General features: G+C 62.1%; 20 protein-coding genes. 12 read left to right on the top strand and 8 right to left on the bottom strand.

Annotated features, from left to right (window positions below; translation table 11 throughout):
• Positions 1–43 precede the first annotated feature (43 nt).
• The 6 genes from C7T36_RS15985 (at position 44) to C7T36_RS16010 (ending at position 5837) form a co-directional block, all read left to right on the top strand.
• Entirely contained in the window at positions 44–1519 is a 1476-nt protein-coding gene (locus C7T36_RS15985; protein ID WP_045066550.1) for a 2-hydroxymuconic semialdehyde dehydrogenase, read from the top strand.
• Positions 1520–1562: 43 nt separating this feature from the next.
• Positions 1563–2336: a 2-keto-4-pentenoate hydratase gene (locus C7T36_RS15990; RefSeq protein WP_045066551.1), complete on the top strand. Its 774-nt coding sequence runs from the start codon at positions 1563–1565 to the stop codon at positions 2334–2336.
• A complete protein-coding gene (locus tag C7T36_RS15995; RefSeq protein WP_045066553.1) occupies positions 2333–2815 on the top strand; it encodes a RidA family protein in 483 nt (160 codons plus the stop codon). The genes C7T36_RS15990 and C7T36_RS15995 overlap by 4 nt, the downstream gene beginning before the upstream one ends.
• Positions 2812–3333, top strand: coding sequence for a 3-hydroxyanthranilate 3,4-dioxygenase (locus C7T36_RS16000; protein ID WP_045066554.1), 522 nt, complete (start codon positions 2812–2814; stop codon positions 3331–3333). The genes C7T36_RS15995 and C7T36_RS16000 overlap by 4 nt, the downstream gene beginning before the upstream one ends.
• A 3-nt stretch (positions 3334–3336) precedes the next feature.
• Positions 3337–4332 carry an amidohydrolase family protein gene (locus tag C7T36_RS16005; protein WP_045066556.1) on the top strand — a complete coding sequence of 332 codons (996 nt, stop codon included), beginning with the start codon at positions 3337–3339 and terminating at the stop codon, positions 4330–4332.
• Positions 4333–4490: 158 nt separating this feature from the next.
• A complete protein-coding gene (locus tag C7T36_RS16010) occupies positions 4491–5837 on the top strand; it encodes an MFS transporter (protein ID WP_033235932.1) in 1347 nt (448 codons plus the stop codon).
• 54 nt (positions 5838–5891) lie between these two features.
• On the opposite strand, the gene C7T36_RS16015 is transcribed toward C7T36_RS16010, so the two are convergent.
• The 4 genes from C7T36_RS16015 to C7T36_RS16030 all read right to left on the bottom strand — a co-directional run bounded on the left by C7T36_RS16015 (position 5892) and on the right by C7T36_RS16030 (position 9514).
• Positions 5892–6818 (bottom strand): LysR substrate-binding domain-containing protein, encoded by a 927-nt coding sequence (locus C7T36_RS16015; protein WP_045066557.1) that lies wholly within the window; start codon positions 6816–6818, stop codon positions 5892–5894.
• A 37-nt stretch (positions 6819–6855) separates the two neighbouring features.
• Positions 6856–8133 carry a carboxylesterase family protein gene (locus C7T36_RS16020; protein ID WP_045066559.1) on the bottom strand — a complete coding sequence of 426 codons (1278 nt, stop codon included), beginning with the start codon at positions 8131–8133 and terminating at the stop codon, positions 6856–6858.
• A gap of 162 nt (positions 8134–8295) precedes the next feature.
• Positions 8296–8970, bottom strand: coding sequence for a Crp/Fnr family transcriptional regulator (locus C7T36_RS16025; RefSeq protein WP_003943506.1), 675 nt, complete (start codon positions 8968–8970; stop codon positions 8296–8298).
• A gap of 280 nt (positions 8971–9250) precedes the next feature.
• Positions 9251–9514: a hypothetical protein gene (locus tag C7T36_RS16030; RefSeq protein WP_033235936.1), complete on the bottom strand. Its 264-nt coding sequence runs from the start codon at positions 9512–9514 to the stop codon at positions 9251–9253.
• 80 nt (positions 9515–9594) lie between these two features.
• Between C7T36_RS16030 and nth the strand changes: the two genes are divergently transcribed.
• The 4 genes from nth to marP are packed head-to-tail and all read left to right on the top strand — an operon-like array spanning position 9595 to position 12933.
• Positions 9595–10371: an endonuclease III gene (gene nth, locus C7T36_RS16035; RefSeq protein ID WP_045066560.1), complete on the top strand. Its 777-nt coding sequence runs from the start codon at positions 9595–9597 to the stop codon at positions 10369–10371.
• Between the two features lie 5 nt (positions 10372–10376).
• Positions 10377–11030 (top strand): TlpA disulfide reductase family protein, encoded by a 654-nt coding sequence (locus C7T36_RS16040; RefSeq protein ID WP_045066879.1) that lies wholly within the window; start codon positions 10377–10379, stop codon positions 11028–11030.
• On the top strand, positions 11027–11746 hold the full coding sequence (locus tag C7T36_RS16045) for a CoA pyrophosphatase (RefSeq protein WP_045066561.1): 720 nt from the start codon (positions 11027–11029) through the stop codon (positions 11744–11746). The genes C7T36_RS16040 and C7T36_RS16045 overlap by 4 nt, the downstream gene beginning before the upstream one ends.
• On the top strand, positions 11743–12933 hold the full coding sequence (marP, locus tag C7T36_RS16050; protein ID WP_033235939.1) for an acid resistance serine protease MarP: 1191 nt from the start codon (positions 11743–11745) through the stop codon (positions 12931–12933). Before C7T36_RS16045 ends, marP begins: the two co-directional genes overlap by 4 nt.
• Before the next feature lie 4 nt (positions 12934–12937).
• Here marP and C7T36_RS16055 read toward each other — a convergent pair whose 3' ends face one another.
• From C7T36_RS16055 to nhaA, 3 genes are read right to left on the bottom strand one after another with little or no spacing between them, the layout of a single operon-like run.
• Entirely contained in the window at positions 12938–13870 is a 933-nt protein-coding gene (locus tag C7T36_RS16055; protein WP_045066563.1) for an alpha/beta fold hydrolase, read from the bottom strand.
• Between the two features lie 10 nt (positions 13871–13880).
• The gene (locus C7T36_RS16060; RefSeq protein WP_033235941.1) at positions 13881–14390 is read right to left on the bottom strand and encodes a phage holin family protein; all 510 of its coding nucleotides are present in this window, start codon (positions 14388–14390) and stop codon (positions 13881–13883) included.
• On the bottom strand, positions 14387–15622 hold the full coding sequence (nhaA, locus tag C7T36_RS16065) for a Na+/H+ antiporter NhaA (RefSeq protein ID WP_033235942.1): 1236 nt from the start codon (positions 15620–15622) through the stop codon (positions 14387–14389). Before nhaA ends, C7T36_RS16060 begins: the two co-directional genes overlap by 4 nt.
• A gap of 240 nt (positions 15623–15862) precedes the next feature.
• Between nhaA and C7T36_RS16070 the strand changes: the two genes are divergently transcribed.
• Positions 15863–17248 (top strand): MFS transporter, encoded by a 1386-nt coding sequence (locus C7T36_RS16070; RefSeq protein WP_033235943.1) that lies wholly within the window; start codon positions 15863–15865, stop codon positions 17246–17248.
• Positions 17249–17309: 61 nt separating this feature from the next.
• Here the strand turns inward: C7T36_RS16070 and acs are convergent, their stop codons facing one another.
• Positions 17310–19241 carry an acetate--CoA ligase gene (gene acs / locus C7T36_RS16075; RefSeq protein WP_045066564.1) on the bottom strand — a complete coding sequence of 644 codons (1932 nt, stop codon included), beginning with the start codon at positions 19239–19241 and terminating at the stop codon, positions 17310–17312.
• A gap of 364 nt (positions 19242–19605) precedes the next feature.
• Here acs and C7T36_RS16080 point away from each other — a divergent pair, with 364 nt between their 5' ends.
• Positions 19606–21222 carry an ABC transporter substrate-binding protein gene (locus C7T36_RS16080; protein WP_033235976.1) on the top strand — a complete coding sequence of 539 codons (1617 nt, stop codon included), beginning with the start codon at positions 19606–19608 and terminating at the stop codon, positions 21220–21222.
• Positions 21223–21336 lie beyond the last annotated feature (114 nt).

Here is a 21336-nt window from a genome sequence, read left to right on the forward strand (position 1 = left end):
TTTTGCATTTGTTTGATATGGGTTCGGGGCCAATAGTTAGTCCATGACCTCACAATGCGACGGATGGATCCGCAACTACGTGGATGGCTCCTACGTCGAACCCGACGCGTCGTCGAGCTTCGACCAGGTGGACCCCGCAACCGGCCGTGTTCTTGCCAAGGTCCACGAGGCCGACCGGGCCCTGGTCGATCGGGCTGTGACCTCCGCCAGACGTGCTCTGGACAACGGTTGGGCGGATACACCGGTCCGGGAGCGCACCGCGCTGCTGCGACGGGCCGCGGATCGGATCGAGGAGCGGTTCGAGGAATTTGTCGCCGCGGAGATGGCGGATACGGGCAAGCCGATCACGCAGGCGCGCGAACTCGACGTTGCTCGTGCCCTCACGAACTTCCGTACGTTTGCCGACATCGTCGCCGCAGCGGGGCAGGAATCGTTTGTCACGGATCTGGCCGGCGGCAAGCAGGCGCTGAACTACGCGATCCGCAAGCCGCTCGGTGTGGTTGCGGTCATTGTGCCGTGGAACCTGCCACTGCTTCTCCTGACCTGGAAGGTGGCGCCCGCGCTGGCGTGCGGAAACTCCGTGGTGGTCAAGCCTTCCGAAGAGACGCCGGCGACGGCGTCGTTGCTGGCCGAGGTGCTCGAAGAAGTCGGCCTGCCTGCCGGCGTCTACAACGTCGTGCACGGATTCGGTGCGAATTCTGCGGGCGAGTTCCTCACCACCCACCCCGGTATCGACGGTGTCACCTTCACCGGATCTTCGGCAACCGGCTCGCACGTGATGAAAACCGTTGCACCACGGGTGCGTCCGGTCTCGTTCGAGCTCGGCGGCAAGAACGCCGCGATCGTGTTCGACGACGTCGACATCGACGAAGCGTTGACGGGTCTGACCAAGTCGGTGTTCACCAACACCGGCCAGGTCTGCCTGTGCACCGAACGGGTGTACGTGCACCGCAGCATTTTCGACGACATCGCCGGTGGGCTGGTCGAGCGGGCCGCAGGATTGCGTCTGGGTGACCCGACGCTCACTGCGACGACGACAGGCCCGCTCATCTCGCAGGCGCACCGGAAGAAGGTTCTCGACTACTTCGAGATCGCCGAGCAGGAGGGCGCGAAAGTGCTTACCGGTGGCGGAATTCCGGATCTCGGGCAGGATCTGTCCGGTGGATCGTGGATCGAACCCACCCTGTGGACTGGCTTGACCAACAAGAATCGCGTCGTGCGCGAGGAGATCTTCGGACCCGTCGCAGCACTCATCCCGTTCGATACCGAGGCAGAAGCGATCGCCTTGGCAAACGACACCGAGTACGGCTTGGCGGCCTCCGTGTGGACCAACGACCTGCGCCGCGGACACCGCGTCGCGCAGAAGATGAACGTCGGAATCTCCTGGGTCAACACGTGGTTCACCCGTGAACTGCGATCCCCCTTCGGCGGCATGGGCCTGTCCGGCATCGGACGTGAGGGTGGCGAGTCCTCGCTGCACTTCTACACCGAACCGACAAATGTGTGTGTGCAACTGTGAACATCGAAACCGCAGGAAGTTCCAGAGAAATGAGCGAGGCGTGATGACAGCCCCAGAAGACACCGTATCCGCGCTCGCGCGTCGGCTCGACGACGCTGCGCAGAGCCGTACCGACACTCCGAGCCTCGCCGACGATCACACTATCGACATCGACGACGCCTACCGGATTCAGAACGAACTCATCGAACGACGCACTGCCCGTGGCGAATCGGTGGTGGGCATCAAGCTCGGCTTCACCAGCCAAGCGAAGATGGCGCAGATGGGTGTCTCCGAAGTGATCGTCGGGCAGTTGACCGACGCGATGGCGGTGACGGACGGCGGTGACCTGGAACTATCGACGTTCATCCACCCCAAGATCGAACCCGAAGTTGCGTACCGACTGTCGAAGGACGTCGATCTCGACGACCCGAGCGTGGACATCGAATCCTGCGTCGACGCGGTTGCTCCGGCGATGGAGATCATCGATTCGCGCTACCGCGACTTCCGCTTCACCTACACCGACGTTGTCGCCGACAACACCAGTGCCGCCGGATATGTCATCGGCCCGTGGCAGTCGATGCGCAGTGCCGCGAACTTGGTGGTGCGCATGAAGGTAGGAAGCGAAACGGTAACCGGTTCCACGGCAGCAATCCTCGGAGATCCCGTGCACGCGTTGCATGCCCTGGTGGATATCGCCCGCCGTCGGCACATTCCGCTCCGGGCCGGCTACGTGATTCTGGCCGGCGCAGCGACTGCTGCCGTGCGACTCGACGAGGGAGTCGCACAGTGCAGCATCGACGGACTGGGTACCGTCTCGGTGAATGGTGTACGGCGATGAGTGGGGCGCAGGTCATCGAGAAGATGGCAAAGCCGCGCGGAAAGTTCCCGCACGTCAAGGTGGTAGGTGACTTCGTCTACGTCTCCGGTACCAGTTCACGTCGGCCCGACAATACGTTTGTGGGCGTCGAGGTCGACGAGATGGGCACCACGGCGCTCGACATTCGCGCGCAGACACGTGCCGTCATCGAGAACATCGCGGCGATCCTCGCCGAGGTGGGTGGTGAACTGCGTGATCTGGTTCAGGTCACGTCATACCTGGTGTCGATGAACGACTTCGGCGGATACAACGAGGTCTACGCCGAACTATTCGATGAAAACGGTCCGACGAGAACCACAGTGGCAGTTCACCAATTGCCCCACCCGCACTTGCTCATCGAGATTTCCGGTGTGGCCTACGTGCCTGCCTCCCGACGGCTGTCAATCGAGAACCCCGCCGCCCGACGGCTGTCAATCGAGAACACGGAGAACGCATCATGACCACCATTCCTCCCGTCATCGACTTCAAGAAATGGATCGACGACAACCGCCACCTGCTGCAGCCACCGGTCAACAACCAGACGATGGCACTCGGAGACGACTTCATCGTGCAGGTTGTCGGTGGGCCCAACCAGCGGACCGACTACCACCTCGACCCGTACGAGGAGTGGTTCTACCAGGTCGAGGGCGACATCCACGTCAACGTCATGACCGAAGACGGACCGGTGCGGGTCGACATCCGCGAGGGCGAGAGCTGGTTGCTGCCGGGAAACCTGCCCCATTCGCCGCAGCGCCCCACCGCAGGATCGATCGGTCTGGTGATCGAAAGAGTGAGGCAGGAAGGAACATTGGAGCACTTCCAGTGGTACTGCCTGGAGTGCAATCACAAGATCTACGAAGTCGAACTTCAGGTACGCGACATCGTGGCCGACCTTCCGCCCGTCTTCGTCACGTTCTACGAGAGTGAAGACGCCCGCACGTGTGACAAGTGCGGCACGCTCCATCCCGGCAAGGGCTGAGCGATGAGCAACATGATCGACATCCACACCCACTACGTGCCCAACGGGTGGCCCGATCTCACGGCTGATGCCGGCCCGGACGCGCCGTGGCTGAAAGTGGAGTCGGAAACCGAAGCCATGATCATGATGGGCACCAAGGAGTTCCGACGGATCCAATCCGACGCCTGGGACGCCGAGGTGCGCCTGCGTGACATGGATGCCGACGGTATCCACACCCAGGTCGTCTCGCCGACACCGGCATTCTTCAACTACGGCCGAACAGGCGAGCAGGCCAGTCGTATCTCTCGGATCTTCAACGACCTGGCGCTCGAGATCGTCGAACCGGCAAAAGATCGACTTATCCCGTTCTGTCAGGTTCCGTTGCAGGACACCGATGCTGCGTGCCGCGAACTCGAACGATGCATCGCCAACGGGCACCGAGGCGTCGAGATCGGCAATCACGTCGGCGACCTCGATCTCGACAGCGAAGGAGTCGTGACATTCCTGCAGCACTGCGCGTCACTGGATGTTCCGGTCTTCGTGCACCCGTGGGACATGGCGTCCTCACCGCGCCTGGATCGGTGGATGGCGCAGTGGCTCACCGCAATGCCCGCAGAAACGCATCTGTCGATACTCGCGCTGATTCTCGGCGGCGTGTTCGACAAGATCGACGACCGACTCAAGATCGGATTTGCCCACGGCGGCGGATCTTTCGCGTTCTGGCTCGGCCGGATGGAAAACGCCTGGTACGGCCGCAACGACATTATCGGTACATCGGAATTCCCGCCGTCGCACTATCTGGGCCGGTTCTACGTGGATTCTGTCGTCTTCGACGAACGTGCACTGCGACTACTGGTGGACACAGTGGGCGTTGACCGGGTGATGGTGGGAAGCGATTACCCGTATCCCCTCGGCGAGCGACCGGTAGGTGAGGTGGTGCGCAAGAGTGAGTTCTTGGACGAGACTGCACGCCAACTGATCTCGCGGGGAAATGCGGAACGCTTCTTGGGGATCGGCTGATCCTTCAGCTATACCATTTCCGGTATGCCGCACGGTGATTTCGGCATTTGTGAGTCATGTCTCTAATGAGCATAATTCAGACAACCTTTGAAACATGCTCGGCAAAAACAGATTTCACCGTACCGTACTGCCACTCATCCAATCGATAGGTATCCGCGATGACCACAAGCGTAACCAGTGACGGAAAGCCGTTGCCGGAGAAAGCTGCCCGCAGCCGGGTTGCCATGGCAACCCTCGCCGGCACAACCCTCGAATGGTACGACTTCTTTCTTTACGGAACAGCCGCAGCGCTGATCTTCAACAAGCAGTTCTTCCCGAGTCTGAGTCCGACCGCCGGCACCCTCGCAGCCTTCAGCACCTTTGCGGTCGGGTTCATCGCCAGGCCCGTCGGCGGCTTGGTGTTCGGGCACTTCGGTGACCGGATCGGTCGCAAGGCGACGCTTGTGGTGTCTCTGGTGATGATGGGAGTCGGGTCCACACTGATCGGACTCATTCCGAATTACGATTCCATCGGTTTCTGGGCGCCGGTACTTCTGGTGGCGATGAGAGTTGTCCAGGGCATCGGCCTCGGCGGTGAGGGCGCCGGTGCCACGCTGATGTCGATGGAGCACGCACCAGCCGGGCAGAAGAACCTGTATGCGGGTTTCCCACAGATGGGCACCCCAGCCGGACTTGTTCTGGCCAATGGCATCTTCCTGACCACCAGTGCATTGATGTCGGACTCGGCTTTCCAATCGTGGGGTTGGCGCATACCGTTCCTGCTCAGCTTCGTTCTGGTGGCGATCGGTCTGGTGATCCGGTTGCGGGTTACCGAATCGCCCTCGTTTGCCGGGATCATGGAGAAGGGCGAGATAGTCCGGTTCCCGCTGCGTGAGTCGCTCAAGGTCGGGTTCCCCCGGTTGTCACTGACGCTGGCCGCGTGTTTGGCGAACTCCGCCGTGGCATATGCCTTCATGGTGTTCACTCTGTCGTACGGAACTCAACATCTGGGCTACGACAAACAATTCCTGGTGCTCAGTGTCACCGCGGCAGCGGTCCTGTGGTTCCTTTCCATCCCGATCTGGACCAAGGTGGCCGACAAGTACGGTCGACGGCACATGTTCATCGGAGGATCCGCCGCAATCCTGTTGTGGTGCATCGCGTTCTTCCCGCTGCTGAACACCGAGAACAAGGTCGTTGCAGTTGTGGCGTTCCTGGGAATGGGACTGATCATTCCGGTGACTCATTGTGTCCAGGGAAGCATCATTGCCGACACGTTCCCGGCCAAGGTTCGATACTCGGGTTCGTCGTTGATTCTGCAGAGTGGTGCAATTCTGGGCGGCGGATTGGCTCCGATGATTGCGACGGCTCTGCTGGACGCCACGGGATCATCTGTGGGCGTGACGTGGTACCTGGCGTCGATCTGCTCGATCAGTCTGGTTGGCGCGATAGCGCTGTTCAAGGTGGTGCCCGACTCATCGCGGGGATTGCAGCACGAAGAGCAGCGGGTGGCAGAAAACGCCTGACGTGTAACGATATTCGAAAGCCCGCTCCCGCTCCGGGAGCGGGCTTTCGAACGTTTACTGGTTCATGAGTTCTTCCGCGAAACTGCGCAACGACGCGATAAGTGCCTGTGCCGACGGACTGGACGTCCTCGTCGCCGACGACGTGAGACCGACGCTGTGACCGATGGGATCCAGGGTGATCGGGAGTGTGGTCAAGCGGGTGTCGTCGCGATGAATCAGACTCGGAAGGACAGCGATCATGTCGGTTTCCAGCAAGAGCTGTCGCACCGTGAGGAAAGACGTTGCCTCTACCCGGTTCTCGGGTAAGGGGAGACCGTTCCTGGCGAAGAACTCCTCGAGTTCGCGTCGGAGCACCGTTTCGACGCCGGGCAGGATCCAGGGGAACTCGCGGAGTTCATCGAGCTGCACCTCGTCACGGTTGGTCAGTGGATGATCCACGCGGGTAACAAGTTCAACTGACTCGGCGTAGAGATTGCGTCTGACGGCGCGGTCGTCTGTCGGTGCTGTGAGTCGGCCGACGATGAGGTCGATACGACCGGCCTCCAAGTCGGTGAGTAACTGCTCCGGAGTGCCTTCGCGGACGATCACGGTCAGTAGCGGATGCTGAACCTTCAGCCGCGCAATGGCGCCGGGCAGCAAGACGTTGGAACCGGCGAGATGTGTTCCCACGATGACGGTTCCGCGGTGTGCGTCGGCCAATTCGACGACGTGTCGACCCGCTTCGGTGAGCTGAGCGATGACCGCCCGAGCGTGGGTGGTGAAGGCATCGCCGAATATTGTCGGGGTGATGCCGCGTGGTCCGCGATCGAACAGGGAGACGCCGAGGATGGACTCGATGTCGTGGAGGCTGCGGGTTGCCACAGGTTGTGTGATGTGCAGTGCGGCAGCGGCGCCGACCACGCTGCCCTGACGGCTCAGGGCGTCGACCAGAAGCAGGTGGCGAAGTTTGAGTCGCCCGTCGAGGAGCTTGGGCATGTCCATATCTGCAATCCTAGCGGGGAATACCGCCCGAAGTTGCTCAGGTAAAGGTGATTCCGATCGGTTCGTCGGGCGAGAACTTCTTCCAGGTGTTCTCGTTGTCCGGACTTCCGTTATGTGCAAACGAAGTCCAGAGCGTGCGGATGCGTCTACCCATTTCGTCGACGGTGGTCCAGTCGGCTATGCCCAGCATGGGTGAACCGTGCCAAGACTTTTCGGTGCCGAGGATGAACGGAAGTTCGATGCAATGCGTAGCACCGAAGATGTTCTCGGGAGGTGTCCAGTCGAATCGGTAGGTGTAGACCGAGGTACCCGCCTGAGTGAAGGTATCGGCCAGTTCTGCGACCGTCTCGGCAAACATGTTCTGCGTCAACGTGGTTTCGTCGGCCATGGAGCCGCCGGGGAGCCCGCGAACGAAGGCGGATCCCTCGTCGTGGGTATATCCGATGACTACCTCTGTCACGCCACTGTCGGTGCTTGCGGTAAGTGGTGCAACGTCGGATATCGGGGCAAAGGGTGGCTGAACAACATTTTCAGACCGTCTGCCGAACTCGACGGCTGTGGCGCGGAAGGCGTCCAGGATTAGGGGGAGGGGAGCGGTATTCGGATCGCCGTCGAGCAGTCGGGCAAAGGTCTCGCCGTTCTCGATCGCAGCGGTCTTGGTGAAGTTGAGGTCCAGCCGCGGGGTGCTTTGCAGAATTGCCCGGTGGAACAAAGGCCGAGAGTTATTACTGTTCAACAGGTTCACGATGGAATGAGCGCCGGCGGACTGGCCGAACACGGTGACCGAATTGGGATCACCACCGAATCCCGCGATGTTCTCGCGTACCCACTCGAGGGCCGCGATCTGATCGTGGACGCCGAGGTTGCCCTCGCTGACGCCCTCGAGGAGGAGATAGCCGAGTACGCCTACGCGATAGTTGACCGATACGACCACGACATCGCCTTCGGCCGACAACGCGCCGCCGTCGTACCACGCCAGTGAACCTCCGCCGCTGGAGTATCCACCGCCGTGCAGCCACACCATGACGGGCCGGCTACCGGACAACGAGGGCGTCGTGACGGTGACGGTGAAACTGTCCTCACTCTGCTCAGGCTCGGGGTGCGGCGCTCCCATGACACGCTCGAGTCGCGACGGTGGTTGAGGAAACACGGTGCCTGGCATGGTGGCGTCGAGAATGCCGGTATGAGATGCGGCAGGTTCGGGCCGTTGGAATCTGGCCGCGGTTGCGTAGCGGATCGCGCCGAAATACAACGAACCGTCGCGTCGGATGCCGCGGAACTTCCCCGCAGCAGCGGAAGCGATTATCTCGGACATGCATCCCCTTGGAGTCGTGGCTGTTCCATCGAGCATGCCAGCGCTCGCACGTGACACAAATGCCTATGTGGTTGCGCGCTATACCCGTCGCGCCGAGCGTCGGAAACGACTTCGGCCGCCCCCACCGATGTGGGAGCGGCCGAAAGAGTCGAGACGGTAGAACTAGCGTGCGCGACGCGCGAGACGCTCGGAATCCGAGATCAGGACGCTCTTGCCTTCGAGGCGCAGCCATCCGCGATGAGCGAAGTCGGCCAGAGCCTTGTTGACGGTCTCACGGGAAGCGCCGACCAGCTGGGCGATCTCTTCCTGGGTGAGGTCGTGAGTGACGCGCAGCGCGCCACCTTCCTGGGTGCCGAAGCGCTGTGCGAGCTGCAGCAGTGCCTTGGCGACACGGCCGGGAACGTCCGTGAAGATCAGGTCGGCGAGCGTGTTGTTGGTACGACGCAGGCGACGTGCGAGAACGCGGAGCAGCTGCTCGGCGATTTCGGGGCGCTGCTGGATCCAAGCCTTGAGAGCGTCGCGGTCCATGCTCACGGCACGAACCTCGGTGACGGTGGTGGCCGTCGAGGTGCGGGGACCCGGGTCGAAGATGGACAGTTCGCCGAACATGTCGGACGGACCCATGATCGTCAGCAGGTTCTCGCGACCGTCAGGTGAGCGTCGACCGATCTTCACCTTGCCGGACACGATGATGTACAGGCGGTCACCGGGTTCACCCTCGTTGAAGATGACATGTCCACGGGGGAAGTCGACGGGTTGCAGCTGCTTGGTCAGCGCCGCTACCGCTGAGGGCTCGACTCCTTGGAAGATGCCGGCTCTTGCCAGGACGTCGTCCACGTGCGCTCCTTGTTGGGATTTGTTCGTTTGTGGTGTCATTTTTTGCGCTATCTAACTTTGTACCCGGTTGTGCTTGGTTTGTACTCACGAACCGCCCAGACGCAGGCCTTCACTCGTGCGAGCGAGACGCTGCGTCAGACACAGTCCGTGTTGAATACAACAGGTACGGCATCGAAGTCTACGTCCCACGCGCTCGGCACGAGTGATTGATGCCACGAAAGCGTCGAAATTATCCTGATGGCGAATAAAATTGACTACCTTGTATGCCTCTTCGATCGCCTTAGCGAGTGGGCAGTTCTTCTGCGCCCGATTGCCGCGGAGCGATGGCCGGTCGACCCTTCCGGCGCAGGTGGAAGCGGGCAAACGCATGAGGGAACCCATCGGTCGCCAGCGACGCGACGTCGTCGGGACCAGCCTGGTCGAGGAACTCCGCCACCTCGTTCTCCCGAACCGAGAGTCGACGCAGTCTCCGTTCGACCCGTTCCATGGCCAGCGCAAAAAGCATCAACAGCACTGGGAAGAGAATCACGGCGAGTCCTTGCATAGAGGAGAGTAAACACGGCCAACATCTCGGAATCGACACGACCAAATGTCATGTCGGGGAGTATCCGTACAGTTGTCTGAGTGCAGACCACCCCGACCGAGCGCTCAGCGACCCGCCGGTCTGCCGGCGCTCGCGACGAGGAATCCCATCTCGCGCTGGTCCGTCGCGCGCGTCGGATGAACCGGAAACTAGCCGTTGCCTTCCCACATGTGTACTGCGAACTCGACTTCACGACGCCCCTCGAGTTGACGGTGGCGACAATCCTGTCGGCGCAGTGCACTGACGTCCGCGTCAATATGGTCACCCCGACGTTGTTCGCCCGTTATCCCGACGCCAAGGCCTACGCCGAAGCCGACCGGACCGAGCTCGAGGAGTACATCCGGTCAACGGGCTTCTACCGGAACAAGGCCAACTCGCTGATCGGATTGGGTCAGGCGCTGCTCGAGCGTTACGACGGCGAAGTGCCGAACAAACTTGCAGACCTCGTGACGTTGCCGGGAGTCGGTCGCAAGACAGCCAACGTGGTTCTGGGAAATGCGTTCGACGTCCCGGGAATCACCGTCGACACCCACTTCGGGCGTTTGGTGCGTCGGTGGAAGTGGACGGAGGAAGAAGATGCCGTCAAGGTCGAACATGCTGTCGGGGCTTTGATCGAACGTAAGGAATGGACCCTGCTGTCACATCGTGTGATCTTCCACGGACGACGCGTCTGTCACGCGCGTAAGCCGGCGTGCGGAGTGTGCGTTCTGGCCAAGGACTGCCCGTCCTACGGGCTTGGTCCTACCGACAAAATTGAAGCTGCTGCGCTGGTGAAGGGCCCGGAGACGGAGCATCTGCTTGCTCTGGCCGGGTTGTGACCCAGATGTCCAATGCTGCTCGGTGGTCCCTTGTTGTGCTTGCGGTTGTTGTTGCGCTCGCTGTTGCGATCTGGCCGCGCGGGGGAGATGACACCCCGGTTTCGGCTGGCGGTTCCTCGACGTCCGCCTATCGGCCGCCGACGTTCACCCCGTCGTCCGAATCGCTCGATCAGCTTCGTGGGCAAGCCGGACTGACAGCGTGCCCGACGCCTACCGCCGAAGCTCCGGCCGGCGCCGCACTCGCTGGGATCGCGCTCGACTGTGTTGCAGACGGAAGCTCGGTCGATCTTGCTGCCGCGCTGGGAGGTAAGCCCGCGCTGCTGAATTTGTGGGCGTACTGGTGCGCGCCATGCGCCGAAGAACTGCCGCATTTGCAGGAATTTGCGGATCGCGCGGGGGACAGTATCACTGTGCTGACCGTGCATTCCGATCCGAACCAGGAAAACGCTTTGACCCGACTGATCGACTATTCCGTTCGACTACCCGGAGTTCAGGACGGTTCGAGCAAGGTGCAGATTGCCGTCGGCGCGCCACCTGTGCTGCCGGTCTCTGTGCTCATTCGTCCCGACGGAACCGTCGCGAAGGTGTTGCCTCAACCGTTCCGCAGTGCGGATGAGATAGCTGCCGCCACGGCGCAGTATTTGGGAGTTGTCGTATGAGCTCATCCGTTCCCGAATGGTTACGTGCTGTAGCCAGCACCCAACCCACTGATCCACATCGACTCAACCCCGTGCTCGACCGTCGGCCGCCGCGCGGGACGACCACCAGGCCCGCCGCGGTGCTCGTCCTCTTCGGAGGATCCCGAGAGGCTGATCCCATGTGCCTCGGTGGGATGCCGGACGACGCTGACGTACTACTGACACAACGCGCGTCGACTATGCGCCAGCACAGTGGACAGGTCGCTTTCCCCGGCGGTGCCGCCGACGACGGTGACGACGGTCCGATCGGCACAGCGCTGCGCGAGGCGCAGGAAGAAACAGGTCTCGACCCGCGCGGTGTGCTCCCGCTGGCGACGTTGCCCGAAATATTCATTCCGCCGTCCGGATTCGACGTGACCCCGGTGATCGCTTATTGGGAAGACCCGGTCTCGGTGGGCATCCAGGATTCCGGCGAGGTCGGCCGTGTCGCGCGGGTTCCGCTGCGCACTCTGCTCGACCCCGACAACCGCTTCCAGGTGCGTCACCAGGCCGGGTACCAAGGTCCGGCGTTTTTGGCCGACGGCATGCTCGTGTGGGGCTTCACTGCCGGAATACTGGCCGGACTCTTCGAGGTGTCCGGTTGGGAAATCCCCTGGGATCATCACGACGTGCGTGATCTGGACACAGCGCTCGCAGAACTGGGCGAAGACATCGAAGATTCGGCGGTTCCCCGATGACAGGTTCGCGGTGGGTCGATCTTGCGATCGTGGTGGTGGCTCTCATCGCCGCGACATCGGGATGGCGTCAGGGCGCGGTAGCGTCGGCGTTGGCTTTTGTCGGTGTGATTCTGGGTGCTGTCGCCGGAATTCTGCTGGCACCGCATGTTCTGGTGCATGTGACCGAGGGCAAGCTGCGCATCCTCGCCGGCATCTCACTGATCGTCGTGTTGGTGATCATCGGCGAAGTTGCCGGCATGGTTCTGGGCCGAGCCGCGCGCAGCGGTATGCATTCTCCGGCCGCAAGATCAGTGGACAGCGTGATCGGTGCAGGGCTTCAAGCAGTTGCCGTGGTGGTTGCCGCGTGGCTTTTGGCAATTCCGCTGACGTCGTCGTCTCAGCCCAACGTCGCAGCAGCAGTCCGAGGGTCGAACGTGTTGGCCGGTGTCGACGACCTCGCGCCGCAATGGTTGCGGCAGATTCCGACGGAATTCTCGGCGCTGCTCGACACCTCGGGATTGCCCGATGTCATCGGTCCGTTCGGCCGCACACCCATCACCGAAGTGGAAGCGCCGGACGCGAGTGTTCTGGCGAGCCCGCTGGCCGCGCAGTTGCGTCCGAGCGTTCTGCGCATCAACGGCGTCGCGCCGAGTTGCCAGCGCGCGCTCGAAGGTTCCGGGTTCATCGTCGCGCCTGAGCGTGTCATGACCAACGCACACGTCGTGGCGGGTACCGAGAGCATCACCGTCGACACGATGCAAGGTGCACTACCCGCCCAGGTTGTGCTCTTCGACTCGGCCGTCGACATCGCGATCCTCGCGGTGCCCGGACTCGAGGCGCCGGTTCTGCCGTTTGCCGCTCAGCCCGCTCAAACGGGGGACAACGCACTGGTGCTCGGATATCCGGGTGGAGGTCCGTACACGGCCAGCGCGGCTCGTGTTCGCGAAATCCTGAACCTCAACGGTCCTGACATCTACAAAGCCGGCACCACACAGCGTGAGGTGTACACCGTTCGTGGATCGATTCGACAGGGCAATTCCGGTGGGCCCATGGTCAACGATCAGGGTGAAGTGCTCGGTGTCGTGTTCGGTGCCGCCATCGACGACACCGACACCGGGTTCGTCCTCACTGCCAATGAGGTGTCGCGCCAACTCGCCATGGCGGAAAGCGCGTCGACGCCGGTCTCCACCGGCGTCTGCATCCTCTGAGTAGCTAGTCGGCTGCCAGGAAGTCCCGGAGCGCGTCGTTGACGCGCTGTGGGGCTTCCCAATGGGCGTAATGACCGACTCCGGAGACGGGGTGCAACTGTTCGCCGGGCGCCCAACGCCGACCGCGTCGTATTGTCCGCGTGAGAATGTACGGGTCGAGTTCGCCGTGTATCTGCAGGATCGGAATGTGCAGTGTCTGATCCATCAGACGCATGAACCGGCGCCCCTCGGTGCGAAGCTGACTTCGGAACGCCCACCGCTGGTACTCCAGCGTCGAATGAGCGACCCCCGGAATGCGGATCGCTGAACGTAACTTGGAGACAACGTCACCGAACTCGGCCTGCTCGGGCCACGCAGGACCCGAGCGGGAGCGCACCAGACGCTCCACCTCGGCGCCGTTGTCGGCAGTCAGACGCCGTTCCGGGCGGAACGGAAGCTGGTTCGCCAGGAACGCCGGAAAGAGTGCCTTGCGCTGGTAGCGGTCGCGGAGGACTGATTGTTTGAGTGCGTGCGGATGCGGCGACGACACCAGAGCGATCGACCGCACCAGTCGCGGATGCAGGATCGCGGTTGCCCAGCACACCAGGCCGCCGTCGGCGTGACCGATCAGCGTGGCCTTGCCGTATCCCATCGCCCGGATCAGTCCGGCCACGTCGCCGGCCAGCGTCCAACCGTCGTATCCGCGGGGCGGTTTGTCGGAGTCACCGTAGCCGCGTAGATCAATGGCAACCACTCGGAAACCCTGCGTGGACAGAGCCGTCAACTGGTGGCGCCATGACCACCAGATGTCGGCAAAACCGTGCAGGAGAACCACCAACGGGGCATCCGGATCAGCGTCGCCGACCTCGACGACGTGAAACCGGATGCCGTTGGCATGAATGTCCCGGTGAATCCAGGGGCCGTCGAATCTGACGGTGGATGGATCTGGGGCTGACACAGCTGCTTCGTTACCTGCGCGCGTTGAAGTCGACCGACGGCTTTGTGTCGTCGTGGCTGCCGGGAATGACGCTCTTTGCGGCCCTGAGCGATTCGATCGTCTTCTCGGGGGCCCGCAACTTGCGAACCCGCAGATAACCGAGAAGTGCGAGTACCGCGGTGGTCAGCACCATGATCAGGAACACGATCAGGAAAGCGGCCCAACGCTCGAGCCACACGCTGAGCAATTCCGCCAGGAAAAAGAAGAAGAAGAAAGAACTGAACAGCAGAACAGTGAAGGCCAGAATGAAGAAGACGCTGCCCTGCAGCCCCTTCTTGACCTCACCGGTGACTTCGGCCTTGGCAAGCTCGACTTCGGCCCGCACCAGTGTCGAAACCTGAGCCGTCGCATCCCTGACCAGTGCGCCGATCGAGGCTTCAGCCGGTGTTCGGGCGTCTACGTCGGTGAGAGGAATGGACGACACCGTGTTCGGCACCCCATCTCCGGTGAAGCGTTGGCTCTCTCCGTTGGTCACGCTCACTTGTCGACCTCTCCAGGTAGTTCTCTCGCGTCTGTGGCTATGGCATTGGCTTCAGCTCGCGCCGCATGAACCCGTCCACGTCGCCACAGCAGCGCTGATCCGATCAGCGACGCTATCAACGATGTCACGAGAACTGCGGCCTTCGCTATTTCGGCCTCGCTGCCATCGCCGACCCCGTCCAGTGCGAGGTCTGCTACAAGCAGGCTAACGGTGAACCCGATGCCGCCGAGCACTGAGAGGGCAAACATGTCTCTGCGTTCGAGTGTCTTGGGCTTCGTGGCTATGCCCAATTTGATCGCGAGCAGGGAAATTCCGAAGATTCCCACAGTTTTTCCGACGAGGAGGCCGACAAAGACGGATTGCCCGACGGGGTCGGTGAAGATGTCGCCGAGTACCTCGGCGTTGATGGGAACGCCGGACGCGAACAGTGCGAACACCGGAACGCAGAAGCCGGCGGAGTACGGCTGGATGCGATGTTCGAGTCGGGTGCCGGGGGCGTATTCCTCGTCCTTGTCGCGGACAACTCGGGTGAGCAGGCCGAGCGCGACGCCGGCGAGAGTGGCGTGGATACCGGCCTCGTGCATCGAGTACCAGGTGAGCAGGGCAAGTGGCACGTAGAGGAACGGCGTCGTGATGCGTTTGTGTTGGGCGTAGGCGTACACCGCAAGCGCCGCAGCGGCGGTGAGCAGCCACAACATCGCGATCGACGCGGTAAAGAGCACCGCGATCAAGATGATGGCCAGGAGGTCGTCGACTACCGCAAGACTGAGTAGGAACACGCGGGCGCTGGCCGGTATCCGGGAACCGGTCAGGGCGAGGATGCCGAGGGCAAACGCGATGTCGGTGGCAACGGGGATCGCCCAACCCTTGTCCATCCCCGGAGTGCCGAAGCCGATCGACGCCGCGATGAGCGCGGGAACGAGAACTCCGCCACATGCCGCGATGATCGGAAGCGCTGCAGCTTTGCGATCGGAGAGCTCTCCGACAACCAGTTCGCGCTTGAGCTCGAGGCCGGCCACGAAGAAGAAAATGGCCAGCAGACCGTCCTGCGCCCACGTGCCGAGACTGAGGTTCAGGTGCAGCGCAGACGGTCCGATCTGGAAGTCGCGCAGCGCGATGTAGCTGTCGCCGAGTGGTGAGTTCACCCAGATCAGAGCAATGGCAGCGGCGATCAGCAGGATAGAGCCGCCAACGGTTTCGGTGCGTAGGTATCGGGACAGTTCGGAACGCATTGTGGAGATCACGCGGGAGCAACGCCTTTGTTCGGTTTGCAGACATGTGGACGCGACGAATCACGTGCCGACCAGACTTCCCGGCTCACCTTTACGGAATTTTATCGCGGATTCGGCCCAGAACCCGAATTTGCGCGAGAAAACGCGCAGGGTGTTCAATTCCTACTGACTGAGATTCATCCCACCAATTGGGCAATGTTCGTATAGCGCAATGTTCGTACAGCTGCAGGAGCATCACGAGTGAGCACGTCACTGAGTAAGAACCCGCCGACGCCGGCGGGCGGCGAAACTGTCGGCGGCGTACCTCGCCGTCGAATCGTTGTCGCGAGCATGATCGGTACGTCGATCGAGTTCTACGATTTCTACATCTACGCAACGGCAGCGGTGTCGGTCTTCCCGCTTCTGTTCTTCCCCAAAGGCAACGACACCACCGCGCTCCTCGCGTCGCTGGCGACATTCGGTCTGGCATTCGTGGCGCGTCCACTCGGCTCGATTCTGTTCGGTCACTTCGGCGACCGGGTCGGACGTAAAGCGACCCTCGTCGGCTCGCTCCTGACGATGGGCGTCGCAACCTTCCTCATCGGCCTGTTGCCGACCTATTCACAAGTCGGGTTGCTCGCCCCTGCGCTACTCGCGCTGATGCGTTTCTGTCAGGGCCTCGGCCTCGGCGGTGAATGGTCCGGAGCAGCGCTGCTCGCCACCGAAACCGCAAAGGAAGGCAAACGTGCCTGGGCGGCCATGTGGCCACAGTTGGGCGCACCCATCGGCTTCTTCCTTGCCAACGGACTGTTCCTGACCATCTCGTTGATGATGGACCACGACAGCGCCAACCCGGACCTCGACGGAGCATTCCTCTCGTGGGGCTGGCGAATTCCGTTCCTGCTCAGTGCAATCATGGTGATGATCGGTCTGTACGTGCGTCTGCGGCTCGAAGAAACGCCGGTGTTCGCGCGCGCCGTCGAGCGCGGCGAGAAGGTCAAGACACCCCTCGCCGAGGTATTCAAGACAAGCTGGCGTCAGCTGATCATCGGCACATTCGTCATGCTCGCCACCTACACGCTGTTCTACCTCATGACCACGTGGGTCCTGAGCTACGGAATCGGCAAAACCGCTGCGGACGGCGGTACGGGAGCGGGCTTCAAGTACACCGATTTCCTTGTCCTGCAGCTCATTGCGGTTGTGTTCTTCGCAGCTGCGGTCCCGGTGTCCGGGTGGCTGGCCGACCGCTACGGTCGACGGATCACGCTGCTCGTCATCACCGCGACAATGATGCTGTTCGGCCTCACATTCGGACTCTTCCTGCACACCGACGGTATGAGTGACGGCCGCATGCTGGCCTTCCTCGTTGTGGGCATGATCCTCATGGGCCTGACCTTCGGACCGATGAGTGCTGTTCTCCCGGAACTGTTCCCGACCAACGTCCGGTACACGGGTTCCGGTATCGCCTACAACACCGCAAGCATCCTCGGTGCGGCAGTAGCGCCGTTCATCGCGGTCTACCTGGTCGACCACTACGGCGTCGGCTGGGTCGGGATCTACCTACTCGTCGCGTCGGCTCTGACGTTTGTTGCATTGCTCGTCATGCGTGAGACGAAGGACGAATCGCTCGATGATGTAGGGGCGTAGCCCTGCTGTGCGCCTTTCCGGTAGCGGGGACTACCAGAAAGGCGTACAGGGGCCGCAGGCCCTACTTGCCGCGTATTGCGTCGAATACCTTGGGGTCGACCAGGGTTGAGGTGTCGCCGAGGTCGCGGCCTTCGGCTACGTCGCGTAGGAGGCGGCGCATGATCTTGCCGGATCGGGTTTTTGGCAGTTCCGGCACGATGGTGATCTGACGGGGCTTGGCGATGGGGCTGATGTCGGTGGAGACCTGCGCCTTGAGCTCGGCGATCAGAACCTCACCGGTGTTCTCGACGCCTTCGCGCAGGATGACGAACGCGACGATGCCCTGTCCGGTGGTCTCGTCGGCGGCGCCGACGACGGCGGCTTCGGCGACGCCGTGATGGTTGACCAGTGCCGATTCCACTTCGGAGGTGGAGATGCGGTGGCCGGAGACGTTCATGACGTCGTCGACGCGGCCGAGGACCCAGAGGGCGCCGTCGTCGTCGTATTTGGCGCCGTCACCGGCGAAGTACCAGCCTTCTTCGGCGTAGCGGGACCAGTAGGTGTCGCGGTAGCGGTCCATGTCGCCCCAGATGCCGCGGAGCATCGCCGGCCACGGCTCGTCGAGGACGAGGTATCCGTTGCCGCCGGGGCCGAGGGGCTTGGCGTCGTCGTCGACGATCTTCGCGGAAATGCCGGGTAGCGGCGCCATCGCGGATCCGGGCTTGGTGGCGGTGATACCGGGCAGCGGAGAGATCATGATCGCGCCGGTCTCGGTCTGCCACCAGGTGTCGACGATGGGAGCCTTGTTGCCGCCGATGACGTCGCGGAACCAGCGCCACGCTTCGGGGTTGATCGGCTCGCCCACAGATCCGAGCAAACGGATCGAGGACAGGTCGTGGGCGTCGGGGATCTCGCGCCCCCACTTCATGAACGTGCGCACGAGGGTGGGTGCGGTGTAGTAGATGGAGACGCCGTACTTCTCGATGATGTCGAAGTGGCGGTGCTCGTTCGGGGAGTTGGGGGTGCCTTCGTAGACGACCTGGGTGACACCGTTGGAGAGGGGGCCGTAGACGATGTAGGAGTGTCCGGTGACCCAGCCGATGTCGGCGGTGCACCAGTACACGTCCTTGCCTGGCTTGTGATCGAAGACGTTGTGGTGGGTGTAGGAGGCTTGGGTGAGGTAGCCGCCGGAGGTGTGGATGATGCCCTTGGGTTTTCCGGTGGTGCCGGAGGTGTAGAGGATGAACAGGGGATGTTCGGCGTCGAACGGCTGTGCCTCGTGCTCGGGTGAAGCCTGGGCGACGGTCTCGTGCCACCACAGGTCGCGGCCGTCGGTCCACTCGACATCGATGCCGGTTCGGTTGACTACCAACACGTTCTGGACGGAGTCGGCGCCGGCGACGGATTCGTCGACCGCTGTTTTGATGGGTGCTGCGGCGCCGCGGCGCCACTGACCGTCCACGGTGACAACAAGTTTGGCTTGCGCGTCGTCGATGCGTGAGCGCAGCGCGGTGGCGGAGAATCCGGCGAAGACGACCGAATGGGTCAGGCCGAGGCGGGCGCAGGCGAGCATGGTGACGATCGCTTCGGGGATCATCGGCATGTAGATCGCGACACGGTCACCGGCGACGAGTCCGAGGTCGGTGAAAGTGTTTGCCGCGCGGCTCACTTCGGCGAGGAGGTCGTTGTAGGTCAGGTCGCGACTGTCGCCGGGTTCGCCTTCGAAGTGAATGGCAACGCGGTCGCCGTTGCCGGCGAGGACGTGGCGGTCGACGCAGTTGTAGGCGACATTCAACTGTCCGCCGACGAACCATTTCGCGACGGGGGCGTCGGTCCAGTCGAGGACGTCGGTCCATTTCTGGTGCCAGTGAAGGCGCTCAGCCTGATTCGCCCAAAAAGCAAGGCGGTCGGTATCTGCGGCAGCCTGCAGTTCCGGTCCCGCGTTGGCGGCCGCAGCGAACTCTGCGCTCGGCGGATATGCCTGGGGGACGTCCGTTTCGGCTGCGCTTGTCATGGCTGACGGCCTTCTTTCCACATTGATCGACACTTTTCTGACTCCGTGTGAGGGTAGTCACAAGCTCGCGCAAACGCACCGTTGCATCACGTTGCAACTCGTTGTCCTGCGACGATCGGTCGAATCGATGCGACGGGTGGTCGCTTCCGACGACGAATGAATGTGTCCGAATTGAATTACCCCCAAATTTTCAACAATGGGTGCGGTGCGCACTTCGAGGTTGATGTGTCTATTGTCAAACCATTATTCGACCGCAACTCGAAGTTACGTTCATCTTCAGTTGTAGGCGACACGACGCCGGCAGTTACGGCTGTCGGCAGGCCACGAGCATGCTCGGGGTCTATTAGATGTGGAAGGAACTCCTTTGCGTATCTCACGCATAGCGACCGGTGCGGTCGCACTCGGAATGACGGCAGTGCTGATCACGGCATGTTCGTCCGACGATTCGTCGGGCGGATCGTCCAGCGGGGTCGTCAACGCCTGGGCGGGCGAGCCCCAGAACCCGTTGATCCCTACGAACACGGGCGAGAACATGGGCGGCCGCGTCGTCGACGCCGTATTTGCCGGCCTCGTTTCGTACACCGCCGCTGGTGGCACGGAGAACGAGGTGGCCGAGTCCATCGACAGTACGGATGGTCAGAACTTCACCGTCAAGCTCAAGGAGGGCTGGACCTTCACCGACGGCACCCCGGTCACCGCGAAGTCGTTCGTCGACGCGTGGAACTACGGCGCTCTCTCCACCAATGCTCAGATTCAGGCTTCGTTCTTCGATCCGATCAAGGGCTTCGACGAAGTTGCAGCCGAGGTCCCGACGGCGCAGACGATGTCGGGTCTGAAGGTAGTGGACGACTCCACCTTCACGATCGAACTCAAGCAGCCCGAATCGGCGTTCCCCGACCGCCTCGGCCACTCGGCGTACTACCCGCTGCCTGAGGTCGCTTACCAGGACATGACCGCGTTCGGTGAGAATCCGATCGGTAACGGTCCGTACAAGCTCGACGGAACGGGTGCGTGGCAGCACAACGTCCGTATCGACACGGTCGTGAACCCGGATTACAACGGCAACCGCAAGCCGAAGAACGCCGGCGTCGACTTCATCATGTACAACAGCCTCGACACGGCGTACACCGATCTCCTGGCCAACAATGTCGATGTTCTCGACCAGGTTCCGCCGAGCGCGGTCACGACCTTCGAGTCGGACCTGCCCGGACGCACGGTCAACCAGCCGTCGGCAACCATCGAATTGGTCACGATCCCGGGGCGCCTGCCGCACTTCAGCGGCGAAGAGGGCATGCTCCGCCGTCAGGCGATCTCGATGGCGATCAACCGCGATCAGATCACGCAGCAGATCTACAACAAGACCAGGACGCCTGCGCTCGACTTCACCAGTCCCGCAATCGAGGGTTGGAACGACTCGCTGACCGGAAACGGCAACGTGAAGTTCGATCCCGAGGCAGCCAAGGCTGCTTGGGCGAAGGCCGATGCAATTGCTCCGTGGTCGGGCAGCTTCGAGATCGCGTACAACTCCGATGGTGGACACCAGGAATGGGTCGACGCCACGTCGAACAGCATCCGCAACACCCTCGGCATCGACGCAAAGGGCAAGCAGTACCCCACCTTTGCTCAGATCCGTACCGAAGCCACCAACCGCACCATCCAGAGTGCATTCCGTGCCGGCTGGCAGGGTGACTACCCGCAGCAGTACGGCTTCCTGGCGCAGAACTACCAGACCGGTGGCAGCTCCAACGACGGTGACTACTCCAACCCCGAGTTCGACCGCCTCCTGCGCGAATCGGCCGGCCAGACCGATCAGGCGAAGGCTCAGGAACTGCTCGACCAGGCTCAGGAAGTCCTGCTCAAGGACCTGCCTGCAGTTCCGACGTGGTACCGCAACGCAGCCAGTGGATGGTCGGAGAACGTCTCCAACGTCACCATCAGCTGGAATGGTATTCCGGTCTACGAAGACATCGAAAAGAACTGACGCGTAGAACGATTCGCATCTGAAACGTGAGTTCGGGGTGGCAGGCGCTCTGCCTGCCGCCCCGAACTCGTGTTCACGTCGGATTGTCCGCTGACGGACACGATCATCGACAAG

The organism is Rhodococcus sp. AD45-ID, assembly GCF_003023755.1.
GTDB classification, from domain to species: Bacteria; Actinomycetota; Actinomycetes; order Mycobacteriales; family Mycobacteriaceae; genus Rhodococcus_F; species Rhodococcus_F globerula.